This window comes from Lactobacillus rodentium (assembly GCF_003423665.1).
In the GTDB taxonomy this organism is placed as follows: domain Bacteria; phylum Bacillota; class Bacilli; order Lactobacillales; family Lactobacillaceae; genus Lactobacillus; species Lactobacillus rodentium.
Map to the genome: position 1 here is coordinate 41,158 of NZ_BFBY01000006.1, position 14,349 is coordinate 55,506.

The following is a 14,349-nucleotide window of genomic DNA, read 5'->3' on the forward strand; positions in this document are numbered from 1 at the left end:
AGGGTTGGAGTCAAACTTAAACCCAATCGAGGAGATTTTAAAATGAAGAAATTAAGCACTAAGAAAAATAAATTATTTATGGGTTTGGGAGCTCTTGCTCTTATTGCAACTTTAAGTTTAAGTAGCCAAAGTGTAAAGGCTGCAGATACTACTGATCAAGCAAAGATTGATCAAGATCAATTAAATGCTCATAAAGATCTTCAAGCATATAATTATCCTTTAACTGCTCAAGAACTTACTACTACTGTTGGTCAACTTCCATCAGCTGAAGCAGGAGTAGCAAACTGGTCTAGTTTACCTGCAGGTACTACAGCTGTTTGGAACATGAATCCTGATATTAGTAAAGCAGGATTAAGTTATGGTCAAATTATTGTTACCTTCCCAGATGGCTCTGCTTCTGCTTTAGCTGTAGATGTCAAAACTACTGGTGATAGTGCAAGTGTTAAAGAAGAAAACTCAAGTGATGCTGACGTAACAACTAACGACACTGCTGATACTAACGTTGATGAAGCTGATCAAATTGATACTCCAGTAACTGTTTCCGATGTTAAAAAGGGTCAAGTAATTACTAAAGATGGCTCTAATGTTCCTGAAGCCATTGCTCCTAAGACTGAAGCTGCAGTAATTGAAAATGAAACTAGCCATGTTGATGGTGACGGTGCTTTACCACAAACTAGCAGTAAAAATACTATCTTAACTTTAATTTCAGGTATAATGTTAGCTGCTTTAGGTTTAGGTATGCTTACTGTAAAAGAAAGAAATTAATGTAAGCAATTCAATAAACAAAAGTCGTAATTCTATATTGAATTACGACTTTTTTATATGTTAAGCATCAGATAGTTATTAAATAAAAATGCTAGTGGACTAATTCCACTAGCTATTTAAATAGGGCATCCCAATCATGTTCACCCTGTTTATATTCTTCAGGGAAATTAAGTTTAACAATATTTTGCATTTTTGAAATCTTTTTATCTAAGGTTGCTTGGACCAACTCTTTATTCTACTGTACATTTTCGTTTAATTCGTCAGCACTAATCACTCCACCTGTCAGAGTAGTATACATGTCATCAAACTCAGCATTATTAAGTGCCGGCTCTGCTTTAATGTCTCCACCAGCGATTGAAGCAAACAAATCTTGTGATTTTTTAAAAGTAATAGTAAAAATCGTGCTTGCTTTGTCTTGTTTAAATTCTTTGGGAGTGGGAGAAGATGTGTTTTGGTTAAACATCGGAGTATAGAGATATTCCCATTTATCAAAGACACTTTCTTGTTTTAAAATTTTAAATACTTGTAACCATTTTGGACGTGTTTCCATAATTCCTCATCTCACTTTATAGCGTTTAAAATTTATGTTAATTATCTAGGTTAAAAAGCTACAGATTGTGAGCGTGAGAGGTTGTAGCTAAAACCTACTATATTAGCATAACATGTTTGTGGAAAAAGTGGGGGGGGGTAAATTGCATCCTGTTAACAAAAAATACTATCCATGAATATAAAACACTTAATATATAGTGAACAAGTAAGAGTATTTATAGATATTAGATGCAAAATAAAAAAACTCAGGACAAATATCCTAAGAATTTTCCCAAGTTAGAAAATTAATCTTTTTTATTTTCTTTATTATTTTCCTTTTCATTCATTGGTTTTTTCTTTGCTTTATCCTTGTCTTCATCAGGCATAATTGCAAATTTATCGAGCATTTTTTCTAAGTCATCATTTCGTTTAAAAGTTAAACCCATTATGGTCCTCCTTAGTTCTAATTATTCTTATTATAAAAGAAAAAGCTTATTTGAACAATTTTTATTATAAAGAATTATTGAGATATATTTTAACTTACTTTATGTAAGATGAGTTACAATAAGATTAAGAAAAGAAGGAGGTAATCTTATGAAAGCATTTATTATTGGCGGTTCTGGTCGAGTAGCCAGTGATTTGATTAAAGACCTGGTAGCTGCTGGTCATACCGTTACTGCCGCAGCTCGTCATGAAGATAATATTGTTGACCTACCAGAAGTAACAAAAAAGCACCTAGATTTACATACTAGTGTTGACGATTTGGCTGAATTGATAAAGGGACATGACGTTGTTTACTTTACTGCTGGTTCACGTGGTAAGGATTTATTACAAACTGATGCTTTCGGTGCAGTAAAGACGATGGAAGCAGCAGAAAAAGTTGGTATTAAAAGATACATCATGTTGAGTTCTATTTTCTCTTTGCAACCAGAAAAATGGAATTTACCTGGTCTAAAAGAGATTATGGATTATGATATTGCCAAATTTTTTGCCGACAATTATTTAATTAATCAAACTAAATTAGATTATACAATTTTACAGCCAACGGTACTTACGGAAGAAAAGGGGACAGGTAAAATTAGTGTCGACATTCTTAAGCCAAGTACTAATCCAATTCCTGATGTTGCCCAAACTTTAGCTGATTTATTAAAATTTGATAATACAATTGGAAAAGTAATTATGATGGAATCTGGCGACACCCCAATTGATCAAGCTTTAAGTGAAATTAAATAGTAAATTTAAATATAAAAATAGTGAATTAATTATCGCGTAGGATAGTTAATTCACTATTTTTGTTTGATCAAATAATTTTAATTATATTTTTTTACTGATATCTGTTCCTAAATCAGCAACATCTTTACCAAAATCATTTGCATCATTTCTTAATGAAGCAAGGTAAGCTTCGTGACGTTTTTCTTCACCCTTATCTTTATCAATGAAGAAATAACAACCTGCAGCGATTACAGCGACAACAGCACCTAAGAGCAAGGTCTTAGCGTTGAAGTTGGTAACCATATAACATGAAATAAGCAAAGCGATGATTGGAATAGTGTACTTACCAGGAAGTGAAAATCCGTGAGTAGGATATTCATTAGTATGCTTGAATTTGATTACTGCCAAAATTGATGGAACGTATTGGACAAATGAAGCAAGCACAGTACAGTTAACTAGGAATAAATAGTCTTGTGTACATAAGGCTAATGAAAGAATACCAGTAAGAATAATACCAACCCAAGGGGCATCATGCTTATTCTTTTTACCAATCCATTTTGGTAACATGCTATGTTCAGTTGCTAGAGAAGCAATTAATGATGGGGTATTAAATGATGCTGAAAAGGCAACACCAAAAATTGAAATGAGCATTCCGACAATCATTAAGGCAAAGCCCCATTGACCAACACCGGTCTTTAAGGCACTTGCCAAAGGATCAGTGTAACCACCTAGTTTATCACCTGATAAGCCGATTGCCACCAAAAGCATTAAACAGTCAAGAATAGTTACACTTGTCATAACTGCAATCAAACCACGCGGAACATTCTTTTCGGGATTCTTCATTTGTTTTGCGGCAATTGGAATAAATGAAAAGCCAGTAAACAAATAGAAAATAGGAGTAAAAGCAGCTCCAAAATGTTTGAAGAATGGTCCAACACCGGTTAAGGCAGCCTTAGGAATTATTGGAGTATAGTGTTGTATCTTGATAAAGAAAGCACCAACAACAATAAAGACGATTAATGTAATAATCTTAGCAGCTGCCGAAATATTATTAACGGCCTTGACCCATGAACGACCAAAGAAGTTAATGATGGAGAAGAGTAAAATTAAAACTACTACTCCAGCACCATAGACTACTGGATTTTTAAATATAGGTAGGAAACTTCGTAAAATAGTTAGCATCGCTACGACTTCGGCAGATAAAGTAGTACAACCTAAGAACCAAGTGAAGATTCCGAGTTCATAACCTGAGAAACGACCAAAAGCATTATAAGAATAAAGCCATGCCGCACCAGAACCAGTAAAACGACTTGATAAATCAGCATAACAAAGGGCAATCATGGAAACCGTTACTGCAGTACAAAGTAAAACCCCGATTGCTGCTAGATTCATATAATGATAGATGGTTGATGGTAGCAAGAAGGTACCAGAACCAATAACAGCATTAATACCTAAAAAGTAGATTGAAATAAAAGAAAGCTTCTTAGGTACAGATTTTTTATTATCCATATAAATAACCTCTTTTTCTTTCCTTTCAATTATAAGTATAGTTGTTTTTAAAAAATCTTGGGAAAATAATGTCTTTAAATAGTAAAAAAATTTTAAAATTGATGTAAATAAACAAAAAAGATGCTTCATTGAGCATCTTTTACTTACTTTGAATGCGATTTTTGTACCATTTATAAGCAAAGTAACCGCAGGCAATAATAATGATTAATAGAATAACTATAGTGAAATCATCAAAAATTTTAACAATTATTTGCCAATTTTTCCCTGTATATAATCCTAAAAAAATTAATACACTATTCCAAATTAAGGAACCAAGTGCAGTTAAAGTTAAAAATTTAGGCCAAGAAACGTGAGCGATCCCAGCAGGAATGGAGATTAGACTTCTTACTACCGGAATACAGCGGCCATAGAATATTGATCCAGTGCCATATTTATCAAACCAGTTGATTGCCTTTTGGGCATCTTCTTTTTTAAAGCCCAGAAGTTTAAAAAATTTGGTAGAAAGTAAATTTTCTAGGCGTGCTATAGTTAAAAAACGACTTACGGCAAATAAAATAATTGCCCCAACCAAGGATCCTAAAGTTGAGGCACCAATTACGCCCAAGGCAGTTAATTTAGTTTTAGTAACTAAGAAGCCAGCCAAGGTTAAGACAGCTTCCGAAGGAATCGGTGGAAAAATATTTTCAATGGTAATTAAAAGAAGTATTGCGAGGTAGCCAAATTGTTCGATAAAGTGGGTAAGCCAGACTGTCATTTAAATTAATTTTGTCCCTTCAATTGTTTTCTTTCTATTTTAAAGGGAGAAAATTCTTTAGTAAATATTATGATTAAGCTTTTATACTTACTTATTGTTTGTAACGTGATAAACTATTTAATGCTAATAAATTATGAGGAGGTTAAAAATGGCAACTGAACACATTGAAAATAAATTAAAACTTTTGCCCGACAAGCCCGGTTGCTACCTCATGAAAGACGTAAATGGTAATGTAATTTACGTTGGTAAGTCTAAGAATTTAAAAAATCGGGTCCGTTCTTATTTTAAGAGTAAACAAGTAGGACGGCGTGCAGAATTAGTCAAAGAAATTAGAGATTTTGACATTATTACTGTTTCTTCAGATAAAGAATCATTTTTACTTGAAATTACTTTAATTAAAAAATATCAGCCTTACTACAATGTTCAGTTAAAGCAAGGTACGGGTTACCCATATATTGAAATTACTAATGAACGAGATCCGCAAACAAAATTGACTTCTATCGTGCGCAAAGATAAGGGCTATTATTTTGGCCCATATCCTAATGTTTATGCAGCACAAGCCACTTTAAAATTTATCCAAAAGGTTTGGCCTTTAAGACGTTGTCATGGTCATCAAGGCCGTCCATGTCTTTATTATCATATGGGCCAATGTTTAGGCGCCTGTTTTAAAGAAGTTCCTCAAGAAGTATATGATGAGCAAATCAAAAAGATTAAACGCTTTTTAAGTGGCGATATTGCACCTGCAAAAAAAGAGCTTGAGGCAAAAATGCAAGAAGCTTCGATGAACTTAGAGTTTGAACGCGCAGCTGAAATTCGTGACCAATTGAACTATATTGAACAAACGATTGAAAAACAAAAGATAATTTCTAAAGATAATACGCAAAGAGATATCTTTAATTTTTACGTTGATAAATCATGGCTTTCAATTCAAATTTTCTTTATTAGACAGGCTAAACTTTTGCGTCGTGAAACTAAACTCTTTCCTTTAACTGACACGGGCAATCCTACAGAAGAGTTTATGTCTTTTATTGCGCAATTTTATGGTCAAAGAAATCATGTTTTACCTAAAGAAGTCTTAGTGCCTGAGGGAACTGATACTGAAGCTTTAAGTGAGGTTTTAAAAGTACCAGTTCGCATTCCGCAAAGAGGGCAAAAACGTGATTTGTTAAATATGGCTTATGATAATGCCAAACTTAAATTAGATGAAAAATTCCGCTTATTAGAATTAGGTAACCGTAAAACAAAAGGAGCACAAAAAGAAATTTTTGATGCTTTAGGGTTACCTTATGGGCACCGGATTGAAAGTTTTGACCACTCTCATATTCAAGGAACTGACCCTGTTTCAGCCTTAGTCGTCTTTACTGACGGAGAGGCTGATAAAAATGAATATCGTAAATATAAGCTTAAAGGGGAAGTGGAACACCAAAATGGTGGTGATGAAGTCAGAAATACGCGTGAAGTAGTAAGGCGTAGATATAGCCGCTTAAAGCGCGAGAAACAGCGGATGCCAGATTTGATTTTGATGGATGGGGGACAAATTCAGGTTGAGGCTTGTTTAGATGTCCTCAGAAATGAACTTGATCTAAATATTCCCGTAGCAGGAATGGTCAAAGATGATCATCACCGGACTAATCACTTGCTTTTTGGTGATCCAACTAAGGGAGAAGAATTAAAATTAATTCCAATGGATCCCAAGTCACAAGGATTTTACTTGATGACGCGAATTCAAGATGAAGTGCACCGCTTTGCAATTACTTTCCACCGTAAAACACATGCAAAGAATGCTTTATCAAGTAAGTTAGATGAGATCAAAGGAATTGGTCCTAAGAGTCGCAATAAACTTTTACGGGAATTTGGCTCACTTAAAAAAATTAAGGAAGCATCAATTGATGAGTTAAGGGCAGCCGGCCTAACTTTACCCCAAGCTCAAACAGTAAAATTAAGCTTATAAAAAATGCTTTAAATGCATATGTAGTAAGCCTTTTGATGTGGTATTATATATTAGATGAAATAGTTTAAAAGGAGGGATAGAGATGTTTGTAGATCAAACCAAAATTGATGTCCAAGCCGGTAAGGGTGGCGATGGAGCAGTAGCTTTTCGTCACGAAAAATATGTACCCCTTGGTGGTCCTGCCGGTGGTGATGGTGGCCGTGGTGGAAGCATTTATCTTGTTGCTGATTCCGGACTTCGTACTTTAATGGATTTTCGTTTTCGTCGTAAGTTTAAAGCAGACAACGGAGAAAATGGCCGAATAAAATCACAGTATGGTCGAGGTGCTAAAGACGTTTACTTAAAAGTACCAATGGGGACTACAGTTTATGATTTTAATACTAATGAATTAATCGGAGATTTAGTTGAAAATGGGCAAAAATTATTAGTAGCTCGTGGTGGTCGTGGCGGTCGTGGTAACATTCACTTTGCTACACCAACAAGAACTGCTCCTGAAATTGCTGAAAATGGTGAACATGGTGAATTACGTACATTACGCTTAGAGCTTAAGGTTTTAGCTGATGTAGGTTTAGTTGGTTTCCCATCAGTAGGTAAATCTACTTTGCTTTCTACTGTTACCAAAGCTAAGCCAAAGATCGCTGCTTATGAATTTACAACTTTAACTCCTAACTTGGGGATGGTTGTACTTCCAGATGGACGAGATTTCTCGATGGCTGACTTACCTGGGTTAATTGAAGGTGCTTCTAAGGGTGTCGGTTTAGGAATTCAGTTCCTCCGTCACGTAGAAAGAACCAAGGTTATCTTGCATCTAGTTTCAATGGATCCAAACAATGGGCGTGATGCTTATGAAGATTACCAAACAATCCGTAAGGAGTTAGCTGGCTATACCTCTGATCTTACCGCTAAAAAAGAGCTGATTGTTGCTTCTCAAATGGATATTCCAGGTAGTGAAGAAAAATTAGCTGAATTCAAGAAGAAGATGGGTAAAGATGCTATTATTTATCCGATCTCAAGTGTTACTCATCAAGGGGTAAAAGAATTAATGAGTAAAGCGGCAGATTTAGTTGATAAAATTGCTAAGCAAGAAGCTGAACAACCTGCTCAAGCAAGTGTTGAAGAAAAAGCTTATATTTATGATGCTAAGAAGAAGTTAGATGATCATTTCGAAGTTACGCGTACAGGCGAAAATAGTTTCGAAATTACGGGTGAACGAATTGAACGTCTTGTTCAAAGAACTAACTTAGATCATAATGATGGAGTTATGCTATTGGCGCGCAAGCTTAAAAATATGGGTGTTGACAATGCCTTAAGAGAAAAGGGTGCGCAAAATGGCGATGATGTTACAATTGGTGACTTTACTTTTGAATATGTAGAGTAATTTTTGTTGGATGAGGAATTAAATTGAAAACTAAGAACCGATTTATTACAGGATACGCTGGTTTACGTACTCTTGCCGTAGTAGGTGTCATTTTATACCACTTGGATCCTAATCGTTTTATGGGTGGTTATTTAGGAGTACCAATTTTCTTAGTTTTAACCGGCTATTTAGTAACAGATCATATGTTTCATGCCTATGAGGCTAATGGTACATATAATAATAAAGGATTTTATCTGCGTCGCCTGAAACGACTATATCCGCAGATGATAACTTTATTGTGGCTTTGTAGTTCTTATATTCTTCTTTTTCAAAGAAATTTATTACCAAAATTAAACCAAATTGTTGCCAGTAACTTACTTAATGTATATAACTGGTGGCAAATATTTAATGGACAAAGTTATTTTGAGCGCTTTGCAGCCAATGAATCACCATTTACTCATTTATGGACAATGTCGATTGAAGGACAGTTTTATATCATCTGGCCTTTAGCCATATTTTTGCTAGTTAAATATGTTAAGAAAAAGAGTACACGTTTTTGGATATTAACTGTCTTAACGTTACTTTCTGCTCTTGAAATGGCACTTTTATTCAAGCCAGGCGTTGATACTAGTCGAATTTACTATGGCTCAGATACACGTTTCTTTTCTTTGGGTTTAGGTGCGATGTTGGCTGTAATTTGGCCAAGCTGGCGTTTAAGAGAAGATATTGATCAGCAAAGTACCCGCTTACTTGATGGAATCGGTGCAGTTTCTTTGATTGGGATGTTATGGCTTGCCATGACGCCCTTGTCAAATCCAATTAAAGGCTTTGTTTATCATGGGGGTATGCTTCTATTTACCTTCTTTACAACGATTTTAGTTGCCGTTATCGCTCATCCCGGTAGTCATTGGAATCGTTGGTTAACTAATCCAGTCTTTAAGTGGGTAGGTTCAAGAAGTTATGGTATTTATCTTTATCAGTTTCCTGTAATGATCTTCTTTGAAGATAAAGTGAAAAATATCGCTGATCACGTAGTGTTATACCGGGTAATCGAAGTTGTAATTATCCTAGTTTTGGCAGAAGTAGCTTATCGCTACATTGAAAAGCCACTTGGAAAAATTACTTGGGCTAAGACCAAAGAGTACTTTAAGCAGGTGATCAGTCTACAACAAACGAACCTTATCCAAAAAGCAACCGCAGTTTTAGCCACTATTATTTTCATTGTTGGTTCAGCAGCGATGATCAAGTCAAATACGGCCAAGGCTGTTAATCCCAATAATTCACCGTTAGCAAAACAAATTAAGGCTAATCGGGGACAACAATTACGGGATAACAAGAAATTAATCAAAGAAGCACAAAATCACCAAGATAATAATGAAAGTAAAACTCAGCTTTTGGCTCAAGCTAAAGAAAACGCTAAAAAGCATCCCGTAAATAAAGAATTCGAACATTATGGGATTTCTCAAATAGACTTACAGTTAGCTCAAAAAGTTCGAGTTACAGCAATTGGTGATTCAGTAATGGCAGGTTCTAGTCAAAACTTAAAACAATTAATGCCTCATGCAATCATTGATGCAGCAGTATCTCGTCAACTTGATTCGACAATTGACTTGTTTCAGCAATATAAAGATCAAGATGCACTTAGTCAAAATGTATTAATTGGCTTAGGTACGAATGGACCATTCAGTAATCATGATGTAGAACACTTAATGAAGATAATTGGCAAAAAGCGTCATGTTTTCTGGATTAATACTTATGTCCCATCGAAAGATTGGCAGGGATCAGTCAATGCCGCAATTCAAGCCGTAAGTAAAAAATATTCTAATATTACTGTAATTAATTGGTATGATTTAGCTTCTAAACATCAAGGTTGGTTGTATGGTGATGGTACACATCCAAATCCAACTGGATCAAAATATTATTCTGCCTATATTACTAAAGTGATTGTTGAAAAGGGTAGATATTAGAAATAGGGTTACATGGAAATACAATTTTTAGGAACAGGAGCAGGTCAGCCCTCTAAGGGCCGAAATGTTTCTTCAATTGCACTTAAATTATTGGATGAATTAAACGAAATCTGGTTATTTGATGTCGGGGAAGCAACCCAACATCAAGTTTTACAGACTAATATTCGTCCTCGAAAAATTACCAAAATTTTTATTTCACACAATCATGGTGATCATATTTTTGGTTTACCTGGATTATTATCTTCGCGTTCTTTTCAAGGAGATGGAGGCCCGTTAACAATATTTGGACCACCAGGTATTGATCAATTCGTCCAAACTTCTTTACGTGTTTCACGCACAAAGGTTGCTTATCCGATTAAGTATGTTATTTTAAAAGATAGCGGGTTAATATATGAGAATGATTCATTCGCAGTTTATACGGCAAAATTAGACCATCGAATTCCTAGTTTTGGATTTAGGGTGGTTGAAAAACCACGTCCAGGTGAATTATTAATGGACAAACTTACCGAATATCATGTACCTAACGGACCACTTCTTGGACAGTTAAAGGCTAAAAGAAAGGTTACGCTAGAGGATGGAACAATTTTAGATGGTCATGATTTTGTTGGTGAACCACGTCCAGGTCGGATTATAACTGTGATTTATGATACACGGCCAACGCCAAGCATTGGTGAATTAGCTGATAATGCTGATGTTTTAATCCACGAATCAACTTTTAGTGGAGCAGATGCCAAAATGGCCCATCGTTATTATCATTCTACTTGCATTGATGCAGCTCAAGTGGCTGCCAAGCGCAATGTTGGTACATTGTATTTAACTCATATATCAGCACGATATACTGGAAAAAATGGACGCGAACTCGAAAAAGAAGCACGACAAATTTTTAAAAATGTTCATTTAGCTACAGATTTGAGTTCATTTGAAGTTGACTTAAGAGGGTAAAATATGAGTGATTCATTAAGAGACAAAGTAGTTATTGTTACAGGAGCATCAAGTGGTCTTGGTCGTTCTATTACATTGGAAAGTGCAAGTCGAGGAGCAACAGTAATCTTAATTGCTCGCCGTAGAGAAAGATTATTAGAAATTGCTGATGAAGCTAAGCGTTTATCAGGAGCCCAAGCTTTTGTAATAACAGCAGATATAAGTAAGGCAGATCAGATTGATGCTGCCTTTAAAGAAATTATTCAAAAAGTTGATCATATTGACTTTTTGGTTAATGCTGCGGGATTTGGAGTTTTTGAACCATTTATGGAAATGAATCCCCAATTAACTACTGAAATGTTCCAAACTAATGTTTTGGGATTAATGTATTTTACCCGTTTAGTTGCCCGTGTCATGATGGATCAAAATCAAGGACAAGTGATTAACATTGGTTCAATGGCCGGAATTATTCCTACGACTAAGACAGCAGTTTACAGTGCTACCAAGGCAGCTGTTATCCAATTTTCAAATGTTTTACGTTTAGAATTAAAACCATTTAATGTGAAGGTAATGACAGTAAATCCAGGACCTGTTTATACCAATTTCTTTAATATAGCTGATCATTCAGGTAAGTATTTAGATAATGTTAAGCGTTTCGTAATGGATCCTGATGATGTAGCTTGGCAAATTGTTCATTTCTTTGGTACTAATCGTCGAGAATTGAATTTGCCACTAAGTCTTGCCTTTTTAGGCAAGTTGTATCAAATTTTCCCTAGTTTAGGAGATTGGGCTAGTTTAAAATTTGGTAGCAGAAAATAAGCAGCGGAGGATAGGATGAAAAAACAAAGTAATCAATTTAAATTAGTCTTAGGCTTAATTATTGCCTTAATTTTACTAATTTTTGTAGTTTTAAATGTTGAACCGGTTGCAATCAATTTTGGCTTTTTCCAACCTAAAATGCCTTTGATTATAGTATTAGTCTTGATGATGCTTTTAGGTGCAATTGTGTCCTGGCTTTTGGGCAATAGTGAAGATAAATATAAAGTAAATAAATCAGTTGCGAAGCAAGAAGCGGCTATGAAAAAACAATATGAAAAAACTATTGCCGATAAAGATCAAAAAATTTCCGAATTGGAAAGTGAAATAGATCGCTTGCAAAATAAAGAAAATTCAGAAAGTTCAAAGGATTAATCAGATTAGACTTGATTTCTCAAGCCTTAGATTGTATGATTTAAATACGTGAGTATTTAGTGACTTATTTTTAGGTCCAAAAAGTCTCAATTCTATAATAAAGGAGATTTAAACAATGGCAGTTCCTGCAAGAAAAACTTCTAAACAAAAGAAACGTTCACGTCGTGGTCATATTAAGTTAGCTACTCCAGCAATGCACTATGATGCAACTACTGGTGAATTCCGCTTAAGCCACCGTGTTTCACCAAAGGGCTTCTACAAAGGCCGTCAAGTTGCTAATGAAAAGCAACAAAATAACGATTAATTAAAGACACCGTTGGGTGTCTTTTTTTATCCAAAAATAAAGGAGAAAATTATGAAGTTAGTTTTACTTCACTCGAGCGATACTCATGGTTTTTTATTACCTACTGATTATCAAGATAAAGAAAACTATGAGGCACCAATTTCCTTAAGTAGGGTTAGTTCTTTAGTAAAGGCAGAACGTAAAAAATATGGGACAGAAAATGTTCTAGTTACTGATAGTGGAGATTGTTTACAAGGTTCACCACTGGCTTCGTATACCCACCAGTTACCGTTAGACGATGGTTTAGCTAAATTTACAGCTGCATATAACGAAATTGGCTATGATGCACGTGCTTTAGGTAATCATGATTTTAACTTTGGTTTAGATTATTTAAAATATTATATTGATCATAATGATGCACCTATCATTAATGATAATATTTTAGCTACCAATACAGATAAACCGGCTTTTGGACAAGCTTATACGATTGTTGAAAAGGCAAGATTAAAGATTGGAATTATGGGGATAACCACCCAATATATTTCTCATTGGGAACCAGAAGAACATACTAAGGGCTTAAAATTTGTATCTGGATTTAAAGTGTTACAAAAATTAGCTAAAAAGTTAAGACCACAGGTTGATATTTTAGTAGCACTTTATCATGGTGGTTTTGAATCAGATCCACTAAGTGGAGAAGCAACAGAACCACATACGGGCGAAAACGAAGGTTATAAAATCTTAACTGAAATTCCAGAAATTGATGCCTTTTTAACCGGTCACCAACATCGACGCCTTAATTTGGTTACTCAAAACACAGCTATTGTTCAACCCGGATATCGTGGAGAAGCAGTTGCCAAAGTAGTTCTTGAAGTAGAAAAAGATAAAAATGGTCAAGTAAGCATTAAAGATATGCAAACCGAATTAATTGATACTAAGGATTACGAACCTGATCCAGCAATTGAAAAAATTGTCGCTCCATTAGATAAGGGGACACAAGAGTGGCTTGATCAACCAATTGCTCATCTTTCAGAGCCCGCACCAATTGACAATGCAATTGAAGGACGTATTAAGGGAGCACCATTCATTAACTTAATTCAGCAAATGCAATTATGGTTTACTAAGGCTGATATTTCAGCTACTGCCATTATGTCTGAAACAGCTAAAGGATTTTCAAAAAATGTCACGATGCGTGAAGTTTTATTAAATTATCCTTACGCTAATCAACTCTGCATTGTGAATATTTCCGGAAAAGATTTACGAGATATTATTGAATATGCTTGTGGTTTTTTGGAAAAAGATAAAGATGGTCACATTAAATTTATTGATCGCTGGATTAAGCCAAAACCGATGCTTTATCATTTTGATATGTTTTATCCCGTACAATATGAAGCAGATTTATCTAAACCCGTTGGTCATCGTTTAACTAAATTAACGCTTAATGGGAAGGAAATTGAAGCAGATAAAATTTATAAATTAGCAGTAAATAATTATCGTGCACTGGGTGGAGGATTTTATCCAGGTTATAGTATGGACAAAATTGAAAAGACATTTGACCAAGATTATGTTCAAATGTTTAGCGAATACTTAACTAAGAATGATGTTAAGGTTGATACTAGGAAAAATTACAAATTTTATTAACAAAAAAGAGGACTAAATTTAGTCCTCTTTTTAATATTTAATTCAACTTTAACTAAAGCAATTTACCAAACTTTGAATCATCTTTATGACTTTTAGCATTAATTGCAGGAATAATTAATGCATAGGCAATAGAGAAGATTAAGCCAATAATTGCTGATTGAACAGGATCAAATTTCATTGAAGTTAAACTTGCGGCGATAAAGCCCATAACTTCAAAGAAGATTTCGCCCCAAAATATTGTTACGATAAAGCGCATGGAATTCCCTTCTTTCA

At 34.8% G+C, this 14,349-nt stretch carries 15 protein-coding genes; 10 read left to right on the plus strand and 5 right to left on the minus strand.

Going from position 1 to position 14,349, the window contains the following annotated elements; translation table 11 throughout:
• Nucleotides 1–42: 42 nt before the first annotated feature.
• Nucleotides 43–765 (plus strand): Rib/alpha-like domain-containing protein, encoded by a 723-nt coding sequence (locus LrDSM24759_RS04735; RefSeq protein WP_117118343.1) that lies wholly within the window; start codon nucleotides 43–45, stop codon nucleotides 763–765.
• A 235-nt stretch (nucleotides 766–1,000) separates the two neighbouring features.
• On the opposite strand, the gene LrDSM24759_RS04740 is transcribed toward LrDSM24759_RS04735, so the two are convergent.
• Both LrDSM24759_RS04740 and LrDSM24759_RS07770 read right to left on the minus strand, forming a co-directional pair.
• Complete coding sequence (locus LrDSM24759_RS04740; RefSeq protein WP_117118344.1) at nucleotides 1,001–1,315, minus strand: hypothetical protein; 315 nt, start codon at nucleotides 1,313–1,315, stop codon at nucleotides 1,001–1,003.
• A gap of 283 nt (nucleotides 1,316–1,598) precedes the next feature.
• A complete protein-coding gene (locus tag LrDSM24759_RS07770; protein ID WP_170133360.1) occupies nucleotides 1,599–1,739 on the minus strand; it encodes an SPJ_0845 family protein in 141 nt (46 codons plus the stop codon).
• Between the two features lie 148 nt (nucleotides 1,740–1,887).
• Here LrDSM24759_RS07770 and LrDSM24759_RS04745 point away from each other — a divergent pair, with 148 nt between their 5' ends.
• Entirely contained in the window at nucleotides 1,888–2,526 is a 639-nt protein-coding gene (locus LrDSM24759_RS04745) for an NAD(P)H-binding protein (RefSeq protein ID WP_117118345.1), read from the plus strand.
• 81 nt (nucleotides 2,527–2,607) lie between these two features.
• On the opposite strand, the gene LrDSM24759_RS04750 is transcribed toward LrDSM24759_RS04745, so the two are convergent.
• Nucleotides 2,608–4,014, minus strand: a complete 1,407-nt coding sequence (locus LrDSM24759_RS04750) for an APC family permease (protein ID WP_117118346.1) — start codon at nucleotides 4,012–4,014, stop codon at nucleotides 2,608–2,610.
• A 139-nt stretch (nucleotides 4,015–4,153) separates the two neighbouring features.
• Nucleotides 4,154–4,768 carry a DedA family protein gene (locus tag LrDSM24759_RS04755; RefSeq protein ID WP_117118347.1) on the minus strand — a complete coding sequence of 205 codons (615 nt, stop codon included), beginning with the start codon at nucleotides 4,766–4,768 and terminating at the stop codon, nucleotides 4,154–4,156.
• Nucleotides 4,769–4,916: 148 nt separating this feature from the next.
• Here LrDSM24759_RS04755 and uvrC point away from each other — a divergent pair, with 148 nt between their 5' ends.
• The 8 genes from uvrC (at nucleotide 4,917) to LrDSM24759_RS04795 (ending at nucleotide 14,076) form a co-directional block, all read left to right on the plus strand.
• Complete coding sequence (gene uvrC / locus LrDSM24759_RS04760) at nucleotides 4,917–6,719, plus strand: excinuclease ABC subunit UvrC (RefSeq protein ID WP_117118348.1); 1,803 nt, start codon at nucleotides 4,917–4,919, stop codon at nucleotides 6,717–6,719.
• A gap of 76 nt (nucleotides 6,720–6,795) precedes the next feature.
• Entirely contained in the window at nucleotides 6,796–8,097 is a 1,302-nt protein-coding gene (gene obgE, locus LrDSM24759_RS04765) for a GTPase ObgE (protein ID WP_117118349.1), read from the plus strand.
• Between the two features lie 23 nt (nucleotides 8,098–8,120).
• Entirely contained in the window at nucleotides 8,121–10,043 is a 1,923-nt protein-coding gene (locus tag LrDSM24759_RS04770) for an acyltransferase family protein (RefSeq protein WP_117118350.1), read from the plus strand.
• Nucleotides 10,044–10,055: 12 nt separating this feature from the next.
• Nucleotides 10,056–10,985 carry a ribonuclease Z gene (gene rnz, locus LrDSM24759_RS04775; RefSeq protein ID WP_117118351.1) on the plus strand — a complete coding sequence of 310 codons (930 nt, stop codon included), beginning with the start codon at nucleotides 10,056–10,058 and terminating at the stop codon, nucleotides 10,983–10,985.
• A gap of 3 nt (nucleotides 10,986–10,988) precedes the next feature.
• Complete coding sequence (locus LrDSM24759_RS04780; RefSeq protein ID WP_117118352.1) at nucleotides 10,989–11,783, plus strand: SDR family NAD(P)-dependent oxidoreductase; 795 nt, start codon at nucleotides 10,989–10,991, stop codon at nucleotides 11,781–11,783.
• A gap of 15 nt (nucleotides 11,784–11,798) precedes the next feature.
• Nucleotides 11,799–12,155 carry a LapA family protein gene (locus tag LrDSM24759_RS04785; RefSeq protein ID WP_117118353.1) on the plus strand — a complete coding sequence of 119 codons (357 nt, stop codon included), beginning with the start codon at nucleotides 11,799–11,801 and terminating at the stop codon, nucleotides 12,153–12,155.
• A gap of 115 nt (nucleotides 12,156–12,270) precedes the next feature.
• The gene (gene rpmF, locus LrDSM24759_RS04790) at nucleotides 12,271–12,459 is read left to right on the plus strand and encodes a 50S ribosomal protein L32 (RefSeq protein WP_117118354.1); all 189 of its coding nucleotides are present in this window, start codon (nucleotides 12,271–12,273) and stop codon (nucleotides 12,457–12,459) included.
• A 51-nt stretch (nucleotides 12,460–12,510) separates the two neighbouring features.
• Nucleotides 12,511–14,076: a bifunctional metallophosphatase/5'-nucleotidase gene (locus LrDSM24759_RS04795; protein WP_117118355.1), complete on the plus strand. Its 1,566-nt coding sequence runs from the start codon at nucleotides 12,511–12,513 to the stop codon at nucleotides 14,074–14,076.
• Between the two features lie 52 nt (nucleotides 14,077–14,128).
• Here LrDSM24759_RS04795 and LrDSM24759_RS04800 read toward each other — a convergent pair whose 3' ends face one another.
• Nucleotides 14,129–14,332: a YjzD family protein gene (locus LrDSM24759_RS04800; RefSeq protein ID WP_117118356.1), complete on the minus strand. Its 204-nt coding sequence runs from the start codon at nucleotides 14,330–14,332 to the stop codon at nucleotides 14,129–14,131.
• Nucleotides 14,333–14,349: the final 17 nt, after the last annotated feature.

Coding starts and splice junctions, on each gene's coding strand:
- LrDSM24759_RS04735 (WP_117118343.1), top strand. CDS start 43: ATGAAGAAATTAAGCACTAAGAAAAATAAATTATTTATGGGTTTGGGA.
- LrDSM24759_RS04740 (WP_117118344.1), bottom strand. CDS start 1,315: ATGGAAACACGTCCAAAATGGTTACAAGTATTTAAAATTTTAAAACAA.
- LrDSM24759_RS07770 (WP_170133360.1), bottom strand. CDS start 1,739: ATGGGTTTAACTTTTAAACGAAATGATGACTTAGAAAAAATGCTCGAT.
- LrDSM24759_RS04745 (WP_117118345.1), top strand. CDS start 1,888: ATGAAAGCATTTATTATTGGCGGTTCTGGTCGAGTAGCCAGTGATTTG.
- LrDSM24759_RS04750 (WP_117118346.1), bottom strand. CDS start 4,014: ATGGATAATAAAAAATCTGTACCTAAGAAGCTTTCTTTTATTTCAATC.
- LrDSM24759_RS04755 (WP_117118347.1), bottom strand. CDS start 4,768: ATGACAGTCTGGCTTACCCACTTTATCGAACAATTTGGCTACCTCGCA.
- uvrC (WP_117118348.1), top strand. CDS start 4,917: ATGGCAACTGAACACATTGAAAATAAATTAAAACTTTTGCCCGACAAG.
- rnz (WP_117118351.1), top strand. CDS start 10,056: ATGGAAATACAATTTTTAGGAACAGGAGCAGGTCAGCCCTCTAAGGGC.
- LrDSM24759_RS04780 (WP_117118352.1), top strand. CDS start 10,989: ATGAGTGATTCATTAAGAGACAAAGTAGTTATTGTTACAGGAGCATCA.
- LrDSM24759_RS04785 (WP_117118353.1), top strand. CDS start 11,799: ATGAAAAAACAAAGTAATCAATTTAAATTAGTCTTAGGCTTAATTATT.
- rpmF (WP_117118354.1), top strand. CDS start 12,271: ATGGCAGTTCCTGCAAGAAAAACTTCTAAACAAAAGAAACGTTCACGT.
- LrDSM24759_RS04795 (WP_117118355.1), top strand. CDS start 12,511: ATGAAGTTAGTTTTACTTCACTCGAGCGATACTCATGGTTTTTTATTA.
- LrDSM24759_RS04800 (WP_117118356.1), bottom strand. CDS start 14,332: ATGCGCTTTATCGTAACAATATTTTGGGGCGAAATCTTCTTTGAAGTT.